Below are 15,934 nucleotides of genomic sequence, written 5' to 3'. Positions count from 1 at the left end.
GGAAACGGTAACAAGCCCGACGCGTGACGTGTCGTCGTGGCCGACTCCGACACAGAGGCCGGGCTCTCGCTCGTCCCGTGGCGGTCGAGCACCCTCTACGTCGTCCTCGCGTGTTCGCTCATGGGGGTGATGGGAGTCTCGCTGGTCAGCCCCGTCCTCCCCGACCTGCGCCCCGTCTTCGGTGTGAGCGACGCGCAGGTCGGCTTGGTGATCACGGCCTACACCCTCCCCGGCGTGTTCGTCACGCCCTTCGTCGGTCTGGTCGCCGACCGGTTCGGGCGACGCCGGGTGATCGTCCCCCTGCTCTTCCTGTTCGCTGTCGCCGGGGCAGGGGTCGCCGTCGCCCGGACGTTCGCCGAGGTGGTCGCGCTCCGCTTCCTCCAAGGCGTCGGCGCGAGCGCACTCATCACCCTCGCCGTGACACTGATCGGCGACGTCTACGAGGGGTCTCGCCGCGACGCGGTGATGGGGTTGAACGGCAGTACGATCGGCACCGGGGCGGCCTTTTACCCGCTGCTCGGCGGCGCGCTCGCGGGCATCCGGTGGAACGCGCCGTTCCTCTTCTTCGGGCTGGGGGCCGTCGTCGGCGTCTTCGCCCTCGTGGCACTGGCGGACCCCGACGCCGACCGCTCGACCGACGTCCGGACGTACCTCGGCCGCCTCCGCGCCGTCGCCGTCCTGCCCGAGGCGGTGGCGATATTCGTCGCGCTGTTCGTTGCCTTCTTCCTCTTCTACGGGGCCGTCCTCACGGCGATGCCACTCCTCCTGAGCGACGCGTTCGGCCTCGGCTCGGGGCGGATCGGTGCGACGCTGTCGGCCGTCGCCGTCGCGAGCGCGGCCGTCTCCTCGCAGTACGGTCGCATCTCGGAGTGGCGGACGGCACCGGAACTCGTCGCGCTCGGCTTCGTCGCCTACGGCGTGGGCCTCCTCGCGGTGCGTCTCGCCCCGTCACCGGCCGCCGTCGCCGCGTCGCTTCTGGTCTTCGGCGTCGGCTTCGGCGTCGTGATGCCGTCGATCGACACCGCCGTCGTCACCCTCGTCGACGACGACCTCCGCGCCGGCGTGATGGGGATGCGAACCAGCATGCTCCGCCTCGGGCAGACGCTCGGTCCCGTCGGCTTCACCGTCACCGCCGACCTCGCCTTCCCGACGACCGTCGGGGGCTACCGCGCGCTACTCGTCGTCGCCGGCGTCGTGGCGACCCTCGGTGGCGTCGGCTGTTACCTCCTCTTGCGGCGTTAGTTCTCCCGCGTCTGTTCGACCGTCACCACGGGCACCTCCGCGTTGGCCAGGATCAGTTTCGAGACGCTCCCGAGCAGGATCTTCCCCAGTTTGGTCTTCTTGCGCGAGCCGATGACGATGTAGTCGGGATCGATCTCCTCGGCCACCTGCAGGATGTGGTTCGCGGTCCGCCCCGTCGGTAGGTCGCGGCGGGTCTGTTCGGGCATGATCCGCAGGTCGATATCCTCCAGATCCCCGGTGACCGACGTGACGATCTCGCTGATCTCCTCGCGTGCCGCGTCCTCGTCGCTGTCTTCGGGCACGACGTGCAGGATCACCAACTGCATGTCCATGCTCGTGGAGAGGTCGTACGCCGTCTCGACGACGCCCTTGCAACCGGGATCTCTGTCAATGGCTGTCAGTATCACCATGTTATGGGTAATTCCTAACAATAATTAAAACAGTACCGACCGCGTCATTCGTTACTGCGCCCCCCTCGATACCCGCGCTGTCTCCCGATTCGAGCCACCCTCCAACAACCTAAATGTATATAAGGAACATGGCATACATGATAAATCATGCAAAAAGTGTGCCTATCCCCCCTTTATACATCCCTCACTATCTTTCATCCGATCGAATATGCGGCAGCAATCACGTCGACTCACTTCCGCGCCGAGGGTCCTCGGCGCGACGGGACGCACCGAAGATCACCACTGTTTCGATCGTCCGCCTGCGGGCGTTCGCCCGGGGGGTGAATCGGCGTGAGTACGGAGGCGGTCGAGGCCACCGAGGCCCGAATCTCCGAACCGCCGTCGACCCTGAAAGAGTTCTTCAGTTACATGGGGCCGGCGTGGGTGTTCACCGCCTCGCAGATCGGTGGCGGGGAGGCGCTCAGCGTCCCCGTCGGCGGTGCGTATCTGGGAATGAACGCCATCTGGCTCATCCCGCTGATCACCTTCACCAAGATCTTCGGTCAGTACTACCTCGTCCGCTACGGCGTGATGAGCGGCGAGACGTTCCTCGACGCGCTGTACAGACAGCCAAAGTGGCTGAAGTGGGTGTTCTACTACGTGTTCCTCGGTGGACTGGTGTACGCCATCGGCCTCTCCGGCCACCTCGGGGAGACCGCCGGGGCCGCACAGACCATGGTCCCCATCGGTTCCGTCGGCGCGCTCAACGGCACCGGGTTCTGGATGATCGCCACGGTGCTTCTCGGCCTCGGCATCGTCCTCCTGCGCTCGTACGACCTCATCGAGAAGCTCTCGACGGTGCTACTGTGGGTGTTCCTGATCATGATCGCCTTCGTCTCCATCCTCACCGCCGACCAGTGGGCCAGCGGACTGGCGAGCGGCCTGATCCCGACCGTCCCCGGCTACGTCGACGGCCTCGGCGTCGGCGGCCTCGCCTTCGTCGCGACGATGTTCGGCTGGATCGGTGCGGGCTTCGGCCCGACCGTCTCCTACGTCTGGTTCGCGAAGGACAAGGTCATGGGCATGTTCGAACCCAAGGCTAACGGCGTCGAGATCAGCAAGCAGGACCTCACGGACGAGGAGGTCAAGCGCCTCAAGGGCTGGGGCGACATCGTCCTCTGGCAGAACGTCCTCTCGTCGGTCATCCTGGCCGTCTTCTCCTTCTTCATGTGGACGGCCGCGGCCGCGACCCTGCACGGCACCGAAATCGTCGAGTCGGGCGAACTCGGCGGCTTCGAGGTCGTTCCGCAGATGGCGACCATCTTCACGAGCGTCTACGGCGAGTGGTCGGCCAGCATCTTCCTGCTGTCGGTGATGGCCGCGCTGTTCTCGACGCTGATCGGCCCGCTGTACGGCATGTCCCGCCTCTGGGAGGACGCCTTCGCCGTCCACGGCCTGTTCGACAAATACGACATCACGCGCGACACGGTGTTCCGCCTCGTCGTCGTCCTGTTCGCGATCATTCCGCTCGCGCTGAACCTCGTCATCGAGGCGCCGCTCTTCCTCTTTGCCCTCTCGGGCATCATCTTCGCCCCCGCCGTCGGCCTGATGTACCTCGCCGCGCTGTACATGTCCTACACGGACATCGATCAGCCCGGCCTGGCACCGTTGCGGCCGTGGGCGGTCGCGCTCGCACTCTTCGCCGCCGTGGCGCTCATCGGCACTGCGGCCTACCAGATCTACCCGACGATCCTGAACCTCATCGGGTAGGCTCGATCCGACGGTCGTCGACCGTCACGTGTGGTCTCGCTCCCGTTCCCGTTCCCGTTCCTGTTTTTTCGCTCTCACCGTCCGAACGACTCCCAGCAACGCACGACCCGACTTCGGCCGCACGTCCCACCCCGCTTCCAGTCACGGTCGTTCGTCTCCGCGTTCTCGTCGCCGCCGGCCGTCGACGTCGTCCCGTCGGCTCCGACCCACGCCCGTCGCCGCCGACGGCCCCGCCGGACGGCACGCCGGCCGGGACGCTCCCGCCACGGCGGTTCGGGCCGGCGCCTCCGAGACGTGTGCTCTCGCCCCACGCATCACCGCGGCGGCGTGACGGGTCGTCCCCGGCAGGCTAGCGGCGTCGCTCACCGGCGGACGACGCGAAAGAAAGGAAAGAATGGACCGGTCGATCAGTCGATCTGCGGGTCGGCGTCTATGTTCTCGCGGGCCTTGTCGAGCAGGAGTTTCCGCTCGGCGCGGGCGACGACCCGGCGCACCTCGGGCACGGCGTCGATGTTCGACGACAGCGAGGAGATGCCCTTCTCGACGAGGAACTTCGCCATGTCGGGGTGGGAGCCCGACTGTCCCGTGATTGTGGTGTCCACGTCGTTCTCGTTACACGCCTCGATGACCTCCGCCATCGCCTCGAGGATGGTGGGGTGGAAGTCGTCGAAGCGGTCGGCGACCATCGCGTTGTTGCGGTCGACAGCCAGCATGAACTGGACGATGTCGTTCGTCCCCAGCGCGACGAAGTCGATCCCCTCGTCGATGATCTCGTCGATGCTCCGGATGCTGGCCGGCGTCTCGATCATCGCACCCCAGTCGTGCTTCTTGCGGTCGATGCCGACCTCGTCCATCAACTCCCGCGCCCGGCGGACGTCCTCCGCGTCGTTGGGGAGCGGGAACATGACCTCGACGTTGTCGTAGCCCATGTCGTGGAGGCGCTTGAACGCGCGGAGTTCGAGTTTGACCATCTCGGGCTCCTTGAGGCTGCGGCGGATGCCGCGGTAGCCGAGCATCGGGTTGTGCTCGTGGGGTTCGTTCTCCCCGCCCTCCAACTCCGCGAGTTCGTCGGTCGGCGCGTCGAGGGTCCGTGCGCGGACGGGCCGCGGGTAGAACGCGTCAGCGACCTTCCGGATCTCCTCGGAGATCTCCTCGACGAACGCCTCCTCGCCGTGATCGGCGACGTACTTCTCCGGCGTCTTGCTCGTCGAGAGCAGGATGTGCTCCAGGCGGAGCAGGCCGACCCCGTCCGCGCCGGTGTCGGCGGCCCGCTGTGCCGCATCGGGGATCGAGACGTTCACCTTCACTTCCGTCGCCGTCGTGGGGGCGCCGCCCACGTCGACCGCTCCGGTGCCCTCCGGGTCGGCGTCCTCGGCCTCGGTGCCCGTTTCGGACTCGGCGTCCGCGACGACGACCGTCCCTTTCTGACCGTCGAGGGTGATCCGTTGACCGTCGTGGAGGACGTCCGTCGCATCGCCGGTGCCGACGATGGCCGGTACGCCGAGCTCCCGGGAGACGATGGCCGCGTGGGAGGTCATCCCGCCCTCGTCCGTGATGATCCCCGCCGACCGCTTCATCGCCGGCACCATGTCCGGTGCGGTCATCTCGGTGACGATCACGTCGCCCTCGTCGATCCGGTCGGCCTCGTCGATGTCCTCGATGATCTTCACCGGGCCGGTCGCCACGCCGGGGCTCGACCCGTAGCCGTCGACCAGTTCCGTGCCCGCCTCGGGCGCCTCGTCGTCGTCCGCCTCGCTCGTCACGTCACCTGTGGTCGTCATCTAGACGTCACCGATCCCCATCACTTCGTTCGTCTTCTCGATGCTCTCCTCGGCGTCGGCCGTCTCCATCATCGCGCGGATGGCGTCGACGTTCTCCGGCACCACGTCGCTCTCGCGGTGGATGGACTGGAACAGGTGTAGCTGGCTGCCCTCCATCGTGATGGAGTCCTCGAAGAGCTGGTTCTCGTAGAGGTTCATCCGGTCGCGCCCGCGGTCGAGGGCGAACTCCTGGAGGTCCCACCCCGAGGAGATGTCGAGGTCGCCGTCGACGACGTGGATGCGCGACTGGGAGGCGAAGAGGTCCGCGACTTCCTCGGCGCTCGGTTCCGCGCCGAGTTCGACGTTGATTCCGTGGAAGTGGTGTCGCACCGTCGGCACCTTCATGCCCATCGTGGTGATCTGTCCGATTTCGGGGATCACTTCGAGGGCGTCCGGACCGTGGTGGGAGGGCATCGTGACCGGGTCCGCCGAGATGACGGCGTGTTCGCCGCGACAGCGGACCAGCGTGATGCTCGAACGCTCGACGCCGTACTCCTCGACCAGCGGCGCGAACATCCGGTTTAGTCCCGTGGTGTTGCAGGAGACGATCCGGACGTAGTCCTTGCCCATCGCCTCGGAGTAGTTGGCCCGTGCCGTGAAACTCTCCTCGGCCACGTCCGCGCCCTCGCCACCCTGGAACAGGGCTGGCGTGTCGTACTCCTCGTAGATGGGGCGGTACTCCGCGCCCATTCCCGCGGGCGTCGCGTCCGCGACGATGTCGCTCGCGTCGATGAGGTCGTGGATGTCGCCTGCGACCGCCATTCCCACGTCGTCGAAGCGGCCGTGTCGCTCCTCGGGGACGTAGATGTCGTAGCCTCGCTCGGCCGCCGCGTCGGCCGTGTGGTTCGGACTCGCCTTGCCGATGCCGACCAGTTCCATGTCGGGCATCGAGTTCACTGCGTCGGCAACCCGCTTGCCGATGGTACCGTAGCCGTTGACGCCTACACGTATCATACAGCCAATTGACCGCTCCTTCATATAATCCCAGCGGGTTTCGCAGGTTTTGCATTAACTTTCGTCCTTAACCTCCGTCGCGACCGAGGGACGATATCGGACTCGCCGTCAGCCGTAGTTCCCCATCCATGGTCAATCCGAAACAGCAAGTCTCCGGGCGTGGCATCCGCGTCTTGGGAGCGTTCGTCCTCGTGTATCTCCTGATCGGGTCGTACATGTACTTCTACATGGACCTGCCGACCGTCGCGTACGCCGGCTACGGCGTCCTCAGTTGGCTCGTGGGGATGTGGCTGTTCTACCGTCTCCACAAGTCCTACATGGCCGACCTCGGCTGACCGCCACACCCTCCCCCGGATCGCTACCCCGCCGAGTCGCGACGCTATTCTATCCGGAATTATCATTTAGGATGAGGAAAATATTGCGACAAACATAACTTCTCGGAGGTCGTACGTTTGCCGATAACAATGGCTACCTCGTACGACCCCGGTGACGTCTCCGTCGACTCGACGCCGGACGGTACGCCCCCGGAACCTCGGGTAACCCTCGGCGTCGTCATGTTCGTCACGGCGCTGATTCCCGTCGTCGCGATACGGTACCTCACGCCGGAACTCGCCGGCAAACTCCTGACTGCGATGATTCCCTTACTGGTCGTCGCCGTCCTCCGAACCTCCATCACGCCCTACACCGTCTTCGAACCGGGCCAGCCGTAACCCGTCGTACCGACCGCCCGTCTGACCCGGTCCCGATGACTTTAGGACGCTGGTCCGACAACGTGTGACACAATGTCGTCCAACTCCACCTTCGAGACGGCGTCGCTCACGACCCTCGACTGGGTCGGCACCGCCCTCGCCGTCGTCACGGGGGTGATCCACCTCGTCCTCGGCGTCCGATTTCTCGACTCCCCGCTCGGAATTAGTTTCCTCCTCGCGGGCGTCGCCTTCCTCGTCGCCGTCCTCCTCCTCCTAGTCGACTACCGCCGGCGACTGCTGTATCTGGTCGGGATCCCCTTCACCGCGATTCAGGTCGTTCTCTATTTCCCCTTGAACTGGCCGGACGTGGTCAGTCCCGTCGGCCTCGGCGACAAGGCGGTACAAGTGGCACTGGTCGCCGTCCTGATCGTCCTCTACCGGCGGGCGTCGTAGTCACGGAGCACGATAACACACGTCGTACCCGTGGGCGACGTAGATCAGCGTCCCCTCGTCCAGTTGACGGCGGCGCGTTCGGAGCCACGCGTCGATCCCCGGTACGTCGACGGCCGACTCGACGAACGCCAGGATCGTCGCGAGGAAGTACCGCTCGTCGGCGGGGTACTCACCCCCTCGGGGGCGAACGATCCAGTCCGACGCCCCGACCGCGAGCACGTCGCCCTCGCGCCCGCGACAGCGGTCGAGCAACTGTCGACCGGCGTGGGTGTCCCGCCCCGGCCGGGCGTCGATGTCGTCGTGGTACGCCGCGACGACGCGGTCGTCGGCCGGGTGGTCGGGCTGGAAGACCGTCTCGCCGTCGAAGGTGAGCGGCGCGTACACCAGTCCGCCGGGGTCGAGCGCCGCCTCGAAGGCGTCGAGGGCCTCGTCGATCGGAACGAGGTCGAGAAACGACTGTGCGACGACCACGTCGCCGCGGTCGGTCGAGAGGGCGTCGAGTGCGTCCCCCCGGTCGAAGCGGACGGTCAGGTCGTCGACCCGGAACCCGCTCTCGGTCCGATCCCCGTCGAGTTCGGCGCACCGACGCTCGCGCGCGACGTCGAGGACGCCCGCGTCGCGGTCGACGCCGCGGTAGTGGCCGGCGGTCACGCCCCAGTCGAGCAGGCGCGGGACCGTCACGCCGGTGCCGGCACCGGCCTCCAACACGCGGGGCGCCTCGGGCAGTTCCTCGACGAGGTGGTCCCTGACCCGGCGGTTCAGCGCCCGGTCGTCGACGGTGCGTTTCGCCTCCAGATACCGCTCGTCCGCGTGGGTCATCGAAGCGACCGCTCGTGGCTGGCCCAGGCGTCGTCGTCCTCGTGGATCCGGACGGTCAGCGACGTCGCCCGCTCCGTGGGTACCGCCTCGACGAACCGATCGCCGAACAGCCGCGCGAAGTGTTCGACGCTCGGGTTCAGTCCCTCGAACTCCGGCAGGTCGTTCAACAGCGCGTCCCGGTATCGCGCCTCCAGGTCGTCGAGCGCCGCGTGGACGGCGTCGATATCGACCACGTAGCCGTACGCGTTCAGTTCCGGGGCGGCGAGGCGTACGTCGACCGTGAACCGGTGGCTGTGGACCTCGCCCTCCGGACCGGGGTCGGGGACGGTGAGGAAGTGCTGGGCGACGAACGTCCGGGAGACCGAGAGTCGGTACATATCCGCCGCTAGCCGCGGATCGGTTTATATGCTCGGCCGCCGCTACTCGTGTGTGAGCACCACCTGCACCGCGTTCTCCGGGCCGTCGTCGAGCAGGCGGTAGGCCTCCGGCGCGTTCTCGAACGCCACGCGGTGGGTGACGAGTTCGTCGACGTCGACGTCGCGGAGACGCTCCCACGCCACGTCGAGGCGACGCTCTTTCGTCCACCGCCCCCGGAGGTCCGGCGCGAGCGTGCTCACCTGGCTCGAGGAGACGTCGATCCGGTTCCGGTGGAAGAAGCCACCGAGGTCGGTCTCGGCACGCTTGCGCCCGTACCACGACCCGACGACGATCCGGCCGTCGTACCCCACGACGTCGAGTGCGTCGTCGAGTGTCTCGGGCGCGCCCGACAGTTCGTACGCCAGATCCGCCCCGGGCGGGTCCCCCCGGTCGCCGAGACCCGCCGCCCGATCGGGGTGGATCGTCTCGTCGGCGCCGAGGCGGTCGGCGATCCGACGGCGACGCGCGACGGGTTCGACGACCGTGAGTCGCTCCAGCGGGAACGACGCGAGGGCGCTCGTCGTGAGGAGTCCGATCGTCCCCGCCCCGAGGACGACGACTCGCTCGCCGATCCGTGGTCGCCCGTCGAGCACGAGGTTCGTCGCCGTCTCGGCGGTCGGGAGGAGTGCCGCCGTCTCGGAGGCCATCCCGTCGGGAACCGGCACCAGTTCGTCCGGTGTCGCCGTGAAGTGGCTCTCGTGGGGGGTAAAGGCGAAGACCCGCCGGCCGCGCCACCGGTCGTCGACGCCCGTCCCGAGCGTGGTGACCTCCCCGACCGTCGCGTAGCCGTACTTCAGGGGGTAGGTGAGGTCGCCTGCGAGGGCGTCGATGGTCTCGTCGGTCGGGATGCCGCGCGGCATCTCCCCCCGGTAGATCAGCAGTTCGGTGCCCGAACTCACCGCCGAGACGGTCGACTCGACGAGCACCTCCTCGGGGTCGAGGTCCGGGCGACGCTCGCGTTCGATACTGACCGTTCGGGGGGCGGTGAAGTGGAGTGACCGCCGCACCGCCCGTCGGTCGGTGTCGGCCTCGGCGTCGCCGCAGTCGGCGTCCTCGACGCGCTCTGTCACGTCCCCCGTAGCGTCGCCGCTCACTTCATACTACCGCCGTCCGGTGGCCCCGTCCCGCTTCCCGTCCGATCCAACCGCCCCGTGACCGACAGGTAGTCGCGGACGAACGTCGCGAGCGACGGGACGACGACGAGGACGCTCGCCGGGTGGACCACCGTCGTGGGAAGGACGGGGGCGAGCGCGACGGCGATGAAGCCCATCTGGAGCGCCGCCAGCGGGCGCCGGACCCGGCTGTCCGGTAACTCACCGACCGGGCGGCCGCGTCGCTCCCGCCACGCGAGTCCGGCGCGGTAGACGTACCGCGCGGCCGACAGCGAGAGGTAGACGACCGGCAGTCGCCCCCAGACGACGCCGACGAGGGGTGCGACCAGAAAGCCCAGTGTGTCGAATCCCCGGTCGAGCCGCGCCCCGAGGTCGGTCGTCCGCCCCGTCGCCCGGGCGAGGCGACCGTCGACGACGTCGAGGGCGACCCCCGTCCCGTAACACGCCGCGGGCGCCCACCGCACCGCCGGGGTCGTCGGCGGGACGACCAGAAAGCCCGCGGTCGCGGCGTACAGGCCACCGCGGGCCAGCGTGACGAGGTTCGGCGGCGCGAACGCCGCCGTCGCTCGCCCGGGGTCGAGGTGGGCGGCCAGGAAGCCGACTTCGGCCACGAACACCGCACCGGCGACGAGGAGCCACCGGGTCGCCGTGGCGTGGTCCGTCGCCCCCGCCACGAGCGCGCGCCCCCCGACCGCCGCACCCAGACCGACCGCGGCGAGGGTCGCGACCGAGACGACTCGCCGCCGCCGGTGGACTCGCCCCTTGCTCATCGCTCGAACTCGGGGTCCTCGAGTGCGGTCAGTCGCTCCCGGGCGTCGTCGTCGAGACGGTGGCCCACGGCAGCGAGGTTCTCGACGACGTGGTCGGGGTCGGTGCTCGACGGGATGGGGACGACGCCGCGGCCGACGGTCCACGCGAGTACGGCCGTCGCGGGCGAGATACCCACACCGGCGGCCACCTCCCGGACGACCGGGTCGTCGAGGAGGCCCGGGGCCGACAGCGGCGAGTGGGCGACCACCCGAATCCCCCGCTCGTGACACCAATCGACCAACTCGGTCCGGGGACGATAGGGGTGACACTCCACCTGTACCACCGTCGGCGGGACCCGAGCGAACTCGACGACCCGCGACAGCGTCTCCCGGTCGACGTTACAGAGTCCGAGCGACGCGGCCAGTCCCCGGTCGTAGACTGCCTCCATCCCCCGCCACGTCGACTCGAGGCTCACGTCCCCCGTCGCCCGGTCGCCGTCGTCGGTCTCCGGGAAGGTGAGCGCCTCCTGTGTCTCGACGGGCAACTCGGCGAGTCGGCGCAGGGGACCGGTGTACGCCCACGACTCCGGCCAGTGAACCATGTAGCAGTCAAGCGTGTCGACCCCGAGGTCCGCGAGCGTCGTCTCGCAGGCCTCGACGACGTGGCCGTGGTTGGTGTTCCACACCTTGCTCGCGAGGAAGAGGGCGTCCCGGTCGGGGCTCCCCGGTTCGTCGAGCACCGCTCCGATCCGCGCCTCGTTGCCGTACAGTTCCGCCGAGTCGAGGAAGCGGTAGCCGGCGTCCAGCGCCGTCCGAATCGAGTCGCGACGGTCGACGTACGTCCCGTCGCGGTAGCGCGAACAGCCGAAGCCGACCGGCGGGAGGCGGACGGCGGCGTCGGGCGGGCCGACGACGCCGTCCGTGCCGGTACGCCCGGGGACGATCCGGCTCCGGTCCGGCGCCGGGACGCCGCGGGCGTCGACGGCGACGCTCCCGCCCCCGTCGGCGGCCCGTTCGACGGCGTTGCAGACGGCGACGAGGTGGGCCCCCCGGCGGGCCGACCGGCGTTCGGGTGCCCCTCGGCGGACGCCCGCGGCCAGTCGCTCCGGCCCCGCGAGGTAGGGCGTCCGCCGCGGCGGGTGGTCGAGGGGGTTCGGGGTGTACGGCCGTCCCTCGCGGCCGACGGAGACGGCGTGGCCGTCCCGCTCACCACCCAGGTCGCCGGCGTCGTCGAGGTAACACGAACCGTCGTCGCCGTGGAGTTCGAGGCTCGTGAACTCCCGGCTCCGGTGGGGGGCGTAGAAACTCGCCGTCAGGCGGACGAGCGGTCCGTCGGCCATATCCAGCGTCGCCTCGACGTGGCTCGGTCGGTCGGGTGACCGCGACTCGCGGTCGGGCCAGGGGTCGGCGGCGTCGGCGCTCCGGACCCGTCCGACGGGGCCGAACCACGCGACCAACAGGGTCAGGGGGTAGACCGCCCCGTCGTACAGCGGGCCGACCCGGAGGAACGACTCGGGGTCGTCGTGCCACGCCGTCACCCGGCCGACGTGGGCGTGGGCGTACGCCAACCGAACCCGGCCGAGACGACCGTCGACGACCGCCCGCCGCGCGAGGCGCTGGGTCTCACAGCGGTCGTTGATGGGCGCACAGCCGAGCGCCAGCCCCCGCCGTTCGGCCAACGACACGAGGTCTGCCGCCCGGTCGGCGTCGAGCGCGAGCGGTTTCTCCGACCAGACGTGCCGGTCCGCGCGGAGCGCCCGCTCGGTCACGTCGGCGTGGGCCCCGTGGCTCGTGAGGTTGACGACGAGGGGGGCGTCCGTCGCGCCGAGGACCGAATCCAGGGACGTGTGCGCCGTCGCGTCGACCGTCGTCGAAAGCGACGCGGCACGGTCGGCGTCGAGGTCACAGACGGCCGCGACGGAGAGGGCCGAGCCATCGAGGTCGGCGGCGTACTTCCGGGCGACCGCGCCACACCCCACGAACACACACTCCATGCCCTCCCGGCGGGCGGCGGTCGTGAAAAGTCCCCCGCCGGTGTGGGGTATAAGACCGTCGCCCCCCTCTCCCGTCCATGGCGCGGGTCGCCGTCCTCCACAACACGCTCGACGGCCGCGGCGGGGCCGACGCCGTCTGCCTCCACGTCTGCGAGGCGCTCCAGTCCGTCCACGACGTGACGCTCGTCACCCTCTCGCGGTCGTCGCTCGCCGACCTCAACGACCTGTTCGACACCGCGGCCGCCGTCCCGGTCCACCGACCCACCGGAACGCGGGCCGTCTCGCGGGCGTTCGACGCCCTCCCCGACCGGTTCGGTCCGGCGCTCGCCCCCCGTAGCGTCCTGCTTCGGTGGGTGTTCGACCGACTCGCGTATCGATTCGACGCCGCCGTCAGCACCGCAAACGAGTTCGACCTCCCGATCCCCTCCCTGCAGTACGTCCACTACCCGCAGTTCAACCGTCGTCACGCCCCGGACGGGGCGGGGGTCCGCCTCGATCCGCTGTGGAGTCGGCTGGCCGGTGTCGGCGACCGGACGCTCCCGGCCGACGCCACCCTCCTCGCCAACTCCGCGTGGACGGCCGACGTCGTCGACGCCGTCTACGGCCGCCGGCCGACCGTTCGCCACCCGCCGATCGACCCACCGCCCGACCCCCGACCGTGGGCGGCCCGCGAGGACGGCGTCGTCGTCCTCGGTCGTCTCGCACCGGATAAGCGACCACTGCGGGCGATCCGCGTCGTCGACGGCGTCCGCGACCGGGGTCACGACCTCCACCTCCACCTCGTCGGGTCGTCCTCGTCGATGTACGCCGACTACGCCCGGCGGGTCGCGGCCGCGGCCGCCGACCGCTCTTACGTCCACCTCGAACGCGACGCCTCCAGAGAGCGCGTCGACCGCCTGCTGGAGACCCACCGCTACGGCCTGAACTGCAAACCGTCGGAACACTTCGGGATGGCCGTTGCGGAGTACGTCGCCGCCGGGATGGTGGCGTTCGCCCCCGATTCGGGGGGGCAACGCGAGGTGCTCGACGGCCGGGCCGACCGCCTCTTCGACTCGACCGCCGACGCCGTCGACACGATAGCGGCCGCCGTCGACGCGGACGACCGGCCGACGCTCCCCCGGGACCGCTACGCGAGCGATCGGTTCCACGCGGCCGTCCGCGAGGACGTGGCGTCGGTGCTGTAGCCGTCCGGTTCGGCGACGATCCGCTCGTGATCGGAACGGCGTCCGCCCGTCCCGGCCGGCGGACGACCCGGGGAGTCCCGTCAGTCGTCGGGGTCGATCGACTCCTGTTTGTCGGTCGTCCACCGTTCGACGTCCTTGATCTCGTGTTCCGGCGGTACGTCGATGGCCGGGTTCTCCTCGAAGAAGTGGGCCGGTTCGAGTTTGAACGACATCATCTTCGCCGGGAGGATGGGCCAGTCCTCCGGGACCGAGACGTGAGTCTGGGTCAGGTTGTACCAGACGACGACGTCCTCGTTCTCGACCGACCGATCCTGCTCGACCCACTCCGGGAGGCCGTCGCCACCGGGGTGTTGGTTCGGATACTCGCCGGCGGGGAACCGTTCGTCCTCGTCGTGCTGTGTGACCCAGAGATGCTTGTCCGCCAGCCCGAGCCGGTTCATGTCCGACGACCCGGCCTGTGGCGCGAACGCCGTGTTGTCCCCGTTTTTGTGCCGCAGGCGGTAGCCGATCGGTTGTCCGGTCGCGTCGTTGAGCTCGTTTTCGTTGATTATCTCCCAGTATCGGCCGCTCTGTGGGTTCGACCGCGCGTTCGCCTCCGTCTCCGTCCGGTATTTCTCGCGGCTCGCGTACGCTGCCTGTCCGTATCGGTTGGGGTGCTGGCGGTCGGGTTCCCGGTGTGCGTCCGTATCGTACCCCTCCGGGCCGTACGGCACGGTTTCGAGGTCGACCTGCCGCACGGAGTTCTGCGTCCCGTCGACGGCCATGTCCAGCCGTGCCGTGAACACGTGCTGGTGGATCATCGACTTGTGGTCCGGACCGACCATCTCCGCGTACCCCGACTCGGTCTCCCCCGGCGGCATCGGTCCGGTCGCGTTACACCCGGTCAGTCGGACCTGTGCCTCGATACCGCCGTCCTGGTAGAAGTACCAGTAGAAGCCGAAGTCGTAGTTGCCGATGGTCGAAATGAACGAGACGACGAGCCGTCGGTTCCGGCGGACCTCGTCGTCGCCGACGCGCCAGTCGTGGTGTTTCCACAGCAGACCGTAATCCTCCTCGTGGACACAGATCGCGTTCTCGATCACCGACGGATTGCCTTCGGGATCGTTCATCACCGCGTCGAAGTAGTGCATGTAGCCCAGGCAGTCACAGCCCTCGGTCAGCGAGTTCGCCAGCCGACCGAGCCCGTACTCGCCCACGTCGAACGGCGTCTTCCAGTAGTGGTCCGGATCGGGGTCGTTGTAGACGGCCGCGACCTCCGGGAACGACGCGCGCTTGATGATACTGCGGACCTCACCGTCGTCCTCGTAGCCGACGTCGTGGAGGACCAGTCCTTCGCGGTGGTTGAAGCCGACGCGCAGGTTCCACTTCTGCCAGCTGATCTCGCGACCGTCCACCTCCCAGCTCGGCCCCTCGGGCTGCACGACGTTGTACGGCGTCAGGTCGTCGCGAAGCTCCCGATTCTCCGCCCGATAGTGGTAGGTGTCCATGTTCCCGACCACGTCCGGGTTCGTCACCCCGGTGTCGATGACTTTGAGCACCTCCATGTCGTCGAGGTCGACCCACGCGTGGATCCCCGATAGCGGCCGGTTGTACGCGTTCGCTCCCTGTTCGTCTTCGTCGCCTTTCACCCAGGTGACGCCGTGGGCCAGACGACGGCTCCGGTCGATGTCCCCGGGAACGAAGTCGTAGCCCGCCGACCAAGCCGTCACGATCGCCAGATCCGGATCCGCACCGCGCTTTCTGACCGCCTCCCGGAACTCCTCGTCGGCAGTCACCGCCTCCTCCACTCCCACGAACTCCTCGCCGACCATCCGCGGTTGTGCGTCGGGAAGGTGGTCCCACGACAGGACGGCCCCTTCGTCGAGGGAGACGATCCCCTCGTAGGTCTCGCCCTCGCTTTTGTCCCGGACGACGATCTTCGCCCGCCGCTCCGGCGTCGTTTCGCCCCGACGCTCCGCCTTGCGCGGTTCGTCGAGCACGATCTCGATGTATCGGGTCCGCTCCGAGAGGTCTTTGGCCGATTCGAGCGTCTCGCGTGCCTGGTCGATCTCCTTTGGAGCCAGCGGATCCATCGGATGACCGACAGGATACTCCGTCTCTGATCCCATGCTACCCGACCGATAAATACGAGACATATTAGTTTTTGTGACGGTGAATCTCGGCATCTGAACACCAAACGAGACGAAACGAAACGAATGTCCGCTCCAAGGCCGTTTCGAACGTATTCGTTGGCGAATCATTGTCCAAATAGCAAATATAGGGCGTGATAATTTATTTTTATCTGTGTATTATGAATGTATGAACGATTCAAATTGCCTTAACCACAGATATTAAATGTTAAT

General features: G+C 68.2%; 15 protein-coding genes and 1 pseudogene. 6 read left to right on the top strand and 10 right to left on the bottom strand.

Translation table 11 applies throughout. The features are described from left to right. The first annotated feature begins 36 nt into the window (after positions 1-36). Positions 37-1,242 (top strand): MFS transporter, encoded by a 1,206-nt coding sequence (locus tag NBT81_RS01305; protein ID WP_338740477.1) that lies wholly within the window; start codon positions 37-39, stop codon positions 1,240-1,242. Here the strand turns inward: NBT81_RS01305 and NBT81_RS01300 are convergent. After that, positions 1,239-1,652, bottom strand: coding sequence for a universal stress protein (locus tag NBT81_RS01300; protein WP_338740476.1), 414 nt, complete (start codon positions 1,650-1,652; stop codon positions 1,239-1,241). The genes NBT81_RS01305 and NBT81_RS01300 overlap by 4 nt on opposite strands. A gap of 330 nt (positions 1,653-1,982) precedes the next feature. Between NBT81_RS01300 and NBT81_RS01295 the strand changes: the two genes are divergently transcribed. Then, positions 1,983-3,401, top strand: coding sequence for an Nramp family divalent metal transporter (locus NBT81_RS01295; protein ID WP_338740475.1), 1,419 nt, complete (start codon positions 1,983-1,985; stop codon positions 3,399-3,401). A 141-nt stretch (positions 3,402-3,542) separates the two neighbouring features. Here the strand turns inward: NBT81_RS01295 and NBT81_RS01290 are convergent, their stop codons facing one another. From NBT81_RS01290 to NBT81_RS01280, 3 genes and pseudogenes are all read right to left on the bottom strand, one after another. Next, on the bottom strand, positions 3,543-3,767 hold the full coding sequence (locus NBT81_RS01290) for a hypothetical protein (RefSeq protein WP_338740473.1): 225 nt from the start codon (positions 3,765-3,767) through the stop codon (positions 3,543-3,545). Positions 3,768-3,808: 41 nt separating this feature from the next. Further along, positions 3,809-5,173, bottom strand: a pseudogene (locus NBT81_RS01285) (putative PEP-binding protein); the annotation flags it as partial. Positions 5,174-5,182: 9 nt separating this feature from the next. Further along, the gene (locus tag NBT81_RS01280; RefSeq protein WP_338740471.1) at positions 5,183-6,175 is read right to left on the bottom strand and encodes a type II glyceraldehyde-3-phosphate dehydrogenase; all 993 of its coding nucleotides are present in this window, start codon (positions 6,173-6,175) and stop codon (positions 5,183-5,185) included. 128 nt (positions 6,176-6,303) lie between these two features. On the opposite strand from NBT81_RS01280, the gene NBT81_RS01275 reads away from it, so the two are divergent. The 3 genes from NBT81_RS01275 to NBT81_RS01265 all read left to right on the top strand — a co-directional run bounded on the left by NBT81_RS01275 (position 6,304) and on the right by NBT81_RS01265 (position 7,317). Then, complete coding sequence (locus tag NBT81_RS01275) at positions 6,304-6,510, top strand: hypothetical protein (protein WP_338740470.1); 207 nt, start codon at positions 6,304-6,306, stop codon at positions 6,508-6,510. Positions 6,511-6,639: 129 nt separating this feature from the next. Beyond that, positions 6,640-6,885 carry a hypothetical protein gene (locus NBT81_RS01270; protein ID WP_338740469.1) on the top strand — a complete coding sequence of 82 codons (246 nt, stop codon included), beginning with the start codon at positions 6,640-6,642 and terminating at the stop codon, positions 6,883-6,885. 72 nt (positions 6,886-6,957) lie between these two features. Next, positions 6,958-7,317: a DUF7475 family protein gene (locus NBT81_RS01265; RefSeq protein ID WP_338740468.1), complete on the top strand. Its 360-nt coding sequence runs from the start codon at positions 6,958-6,960 to the stop codon at positions 7,315-7,317. On the opposite strand, the gene NBT81_RS01260 is transcribed toward NBT81_RS01265, so the two are convergent. The 5 genes from NBT81_RS01260 to NBT81_RS01240 form a co-directional block, all read right to left on the bottom strand. Then, positions 7,318-8,136 (bottom strand): class I SAM-dependent methyltransferase, encoded by an 819-nt coding sequence (locus NBT81_RS01260; RefSeq protein WP_338740466.1) that lies wholly within the window; start codon positions 8,134-8,136, stop codon positions 7,318-7,320. Next, entirely contained in the window at positions 8,133-8,513 is a 381-nt protein-coding gene (locus tag NBT81_RS01255) for a 6-carboxytetrahydropterin synthase (RefSeq protein ID WP_338740464.1), read from the bottom strand. Before NBT81_RS01255 ends, NBT81_RS01260 begins: the two co-directional genes overlap by 4 nt. A gap of 42 nt (positions 8,514-8,555) precedes the next feature. Beyond that, the gene (locus tag NBT81_RS01250) at positions 8,556-9,560 is read right to left on the bottom strand and encodes a zinc-dependent alcohol dehydrogenase (RefSeq protein ID WP_425498762.1); all 1,005 of its coding nucleotides are present in this window, start codon (positions 9,558-9,560) and stop codon (positions 8,556-8,558) included. A gap of 83 nt (positions 9,561-9,643) precedes the next feature. Then, positions 9,644-10,435 carry a CDP-alcohol phosphatidyltransferase family protein gene (locus NBT81_RS01245; protein ID WP_338740462.1) on the bottom strand — a complete coding sequence of 264 codons (792 nt, stop codon included), beginning with the start codon at positions 10,433-10,435 and terminating at the stop codon, positions 9,644-9,646. Further along, entirely contained in the window at positions 10,432-12,408 is a 1,977-nt protein-coding gene (locus NBT81_RS01240) for an aldo/keto reductase (protein WP_338740460.1), read from the bottom strand. The genes NBT81_RS01245 and NBT81_RS01240 overlap by 4 nt, the downstream gene beginning before the upstream one ends. Positions 12,409-12,485: 77 nt before the next feature. Between NBT81_RS01240 and NBT81_RS01235 the strand changes: the two genes are divergently transcribed. Continuing rightward, on the top strand, positions 12,486-13,592 hold the full coding sequence (locus tag NBT81_RS01235; RefSeq protein WP_338740458.1) for a glycosyltransferase: 1,107 nt from the start codon (positions 12,486-12,488) through the stop codon (positions 13,590-13,592). Between the two features lie 80 nt (positions 13,593-13,672). Here NBT81_RS01235 and NBT81_RS01230 read toward each other — a convergent pair whose 3' ends face one another. Continuing rightward, a complete protein-coding gene (locus NBT81_RS01230) occupies positions 13,673-15,700 on the bottom strand; it encodes a primary-amine oxidase (protein WP_338740456.1) in 2,028 nt (675 codons plus the stop codon). Positions 15,701-15,934: the final 234 nt, after the last annotated feature.

The organism is Haloplanus sp. CK5-1 (assembly GCF_037201915.1).
In the GTDB taxonomy this organism is placed as follows: domain Archaea; phylum Halobacteriota; class Halobacteria; order Halobacteriales; family Haloferacaceae; genus Haloplanus; species Haloplanus salilacus.
Note: the sequence above shows the minus strand (reverse complement) of the source record. Positions and strands in the feature narration are given on the sequence as shown.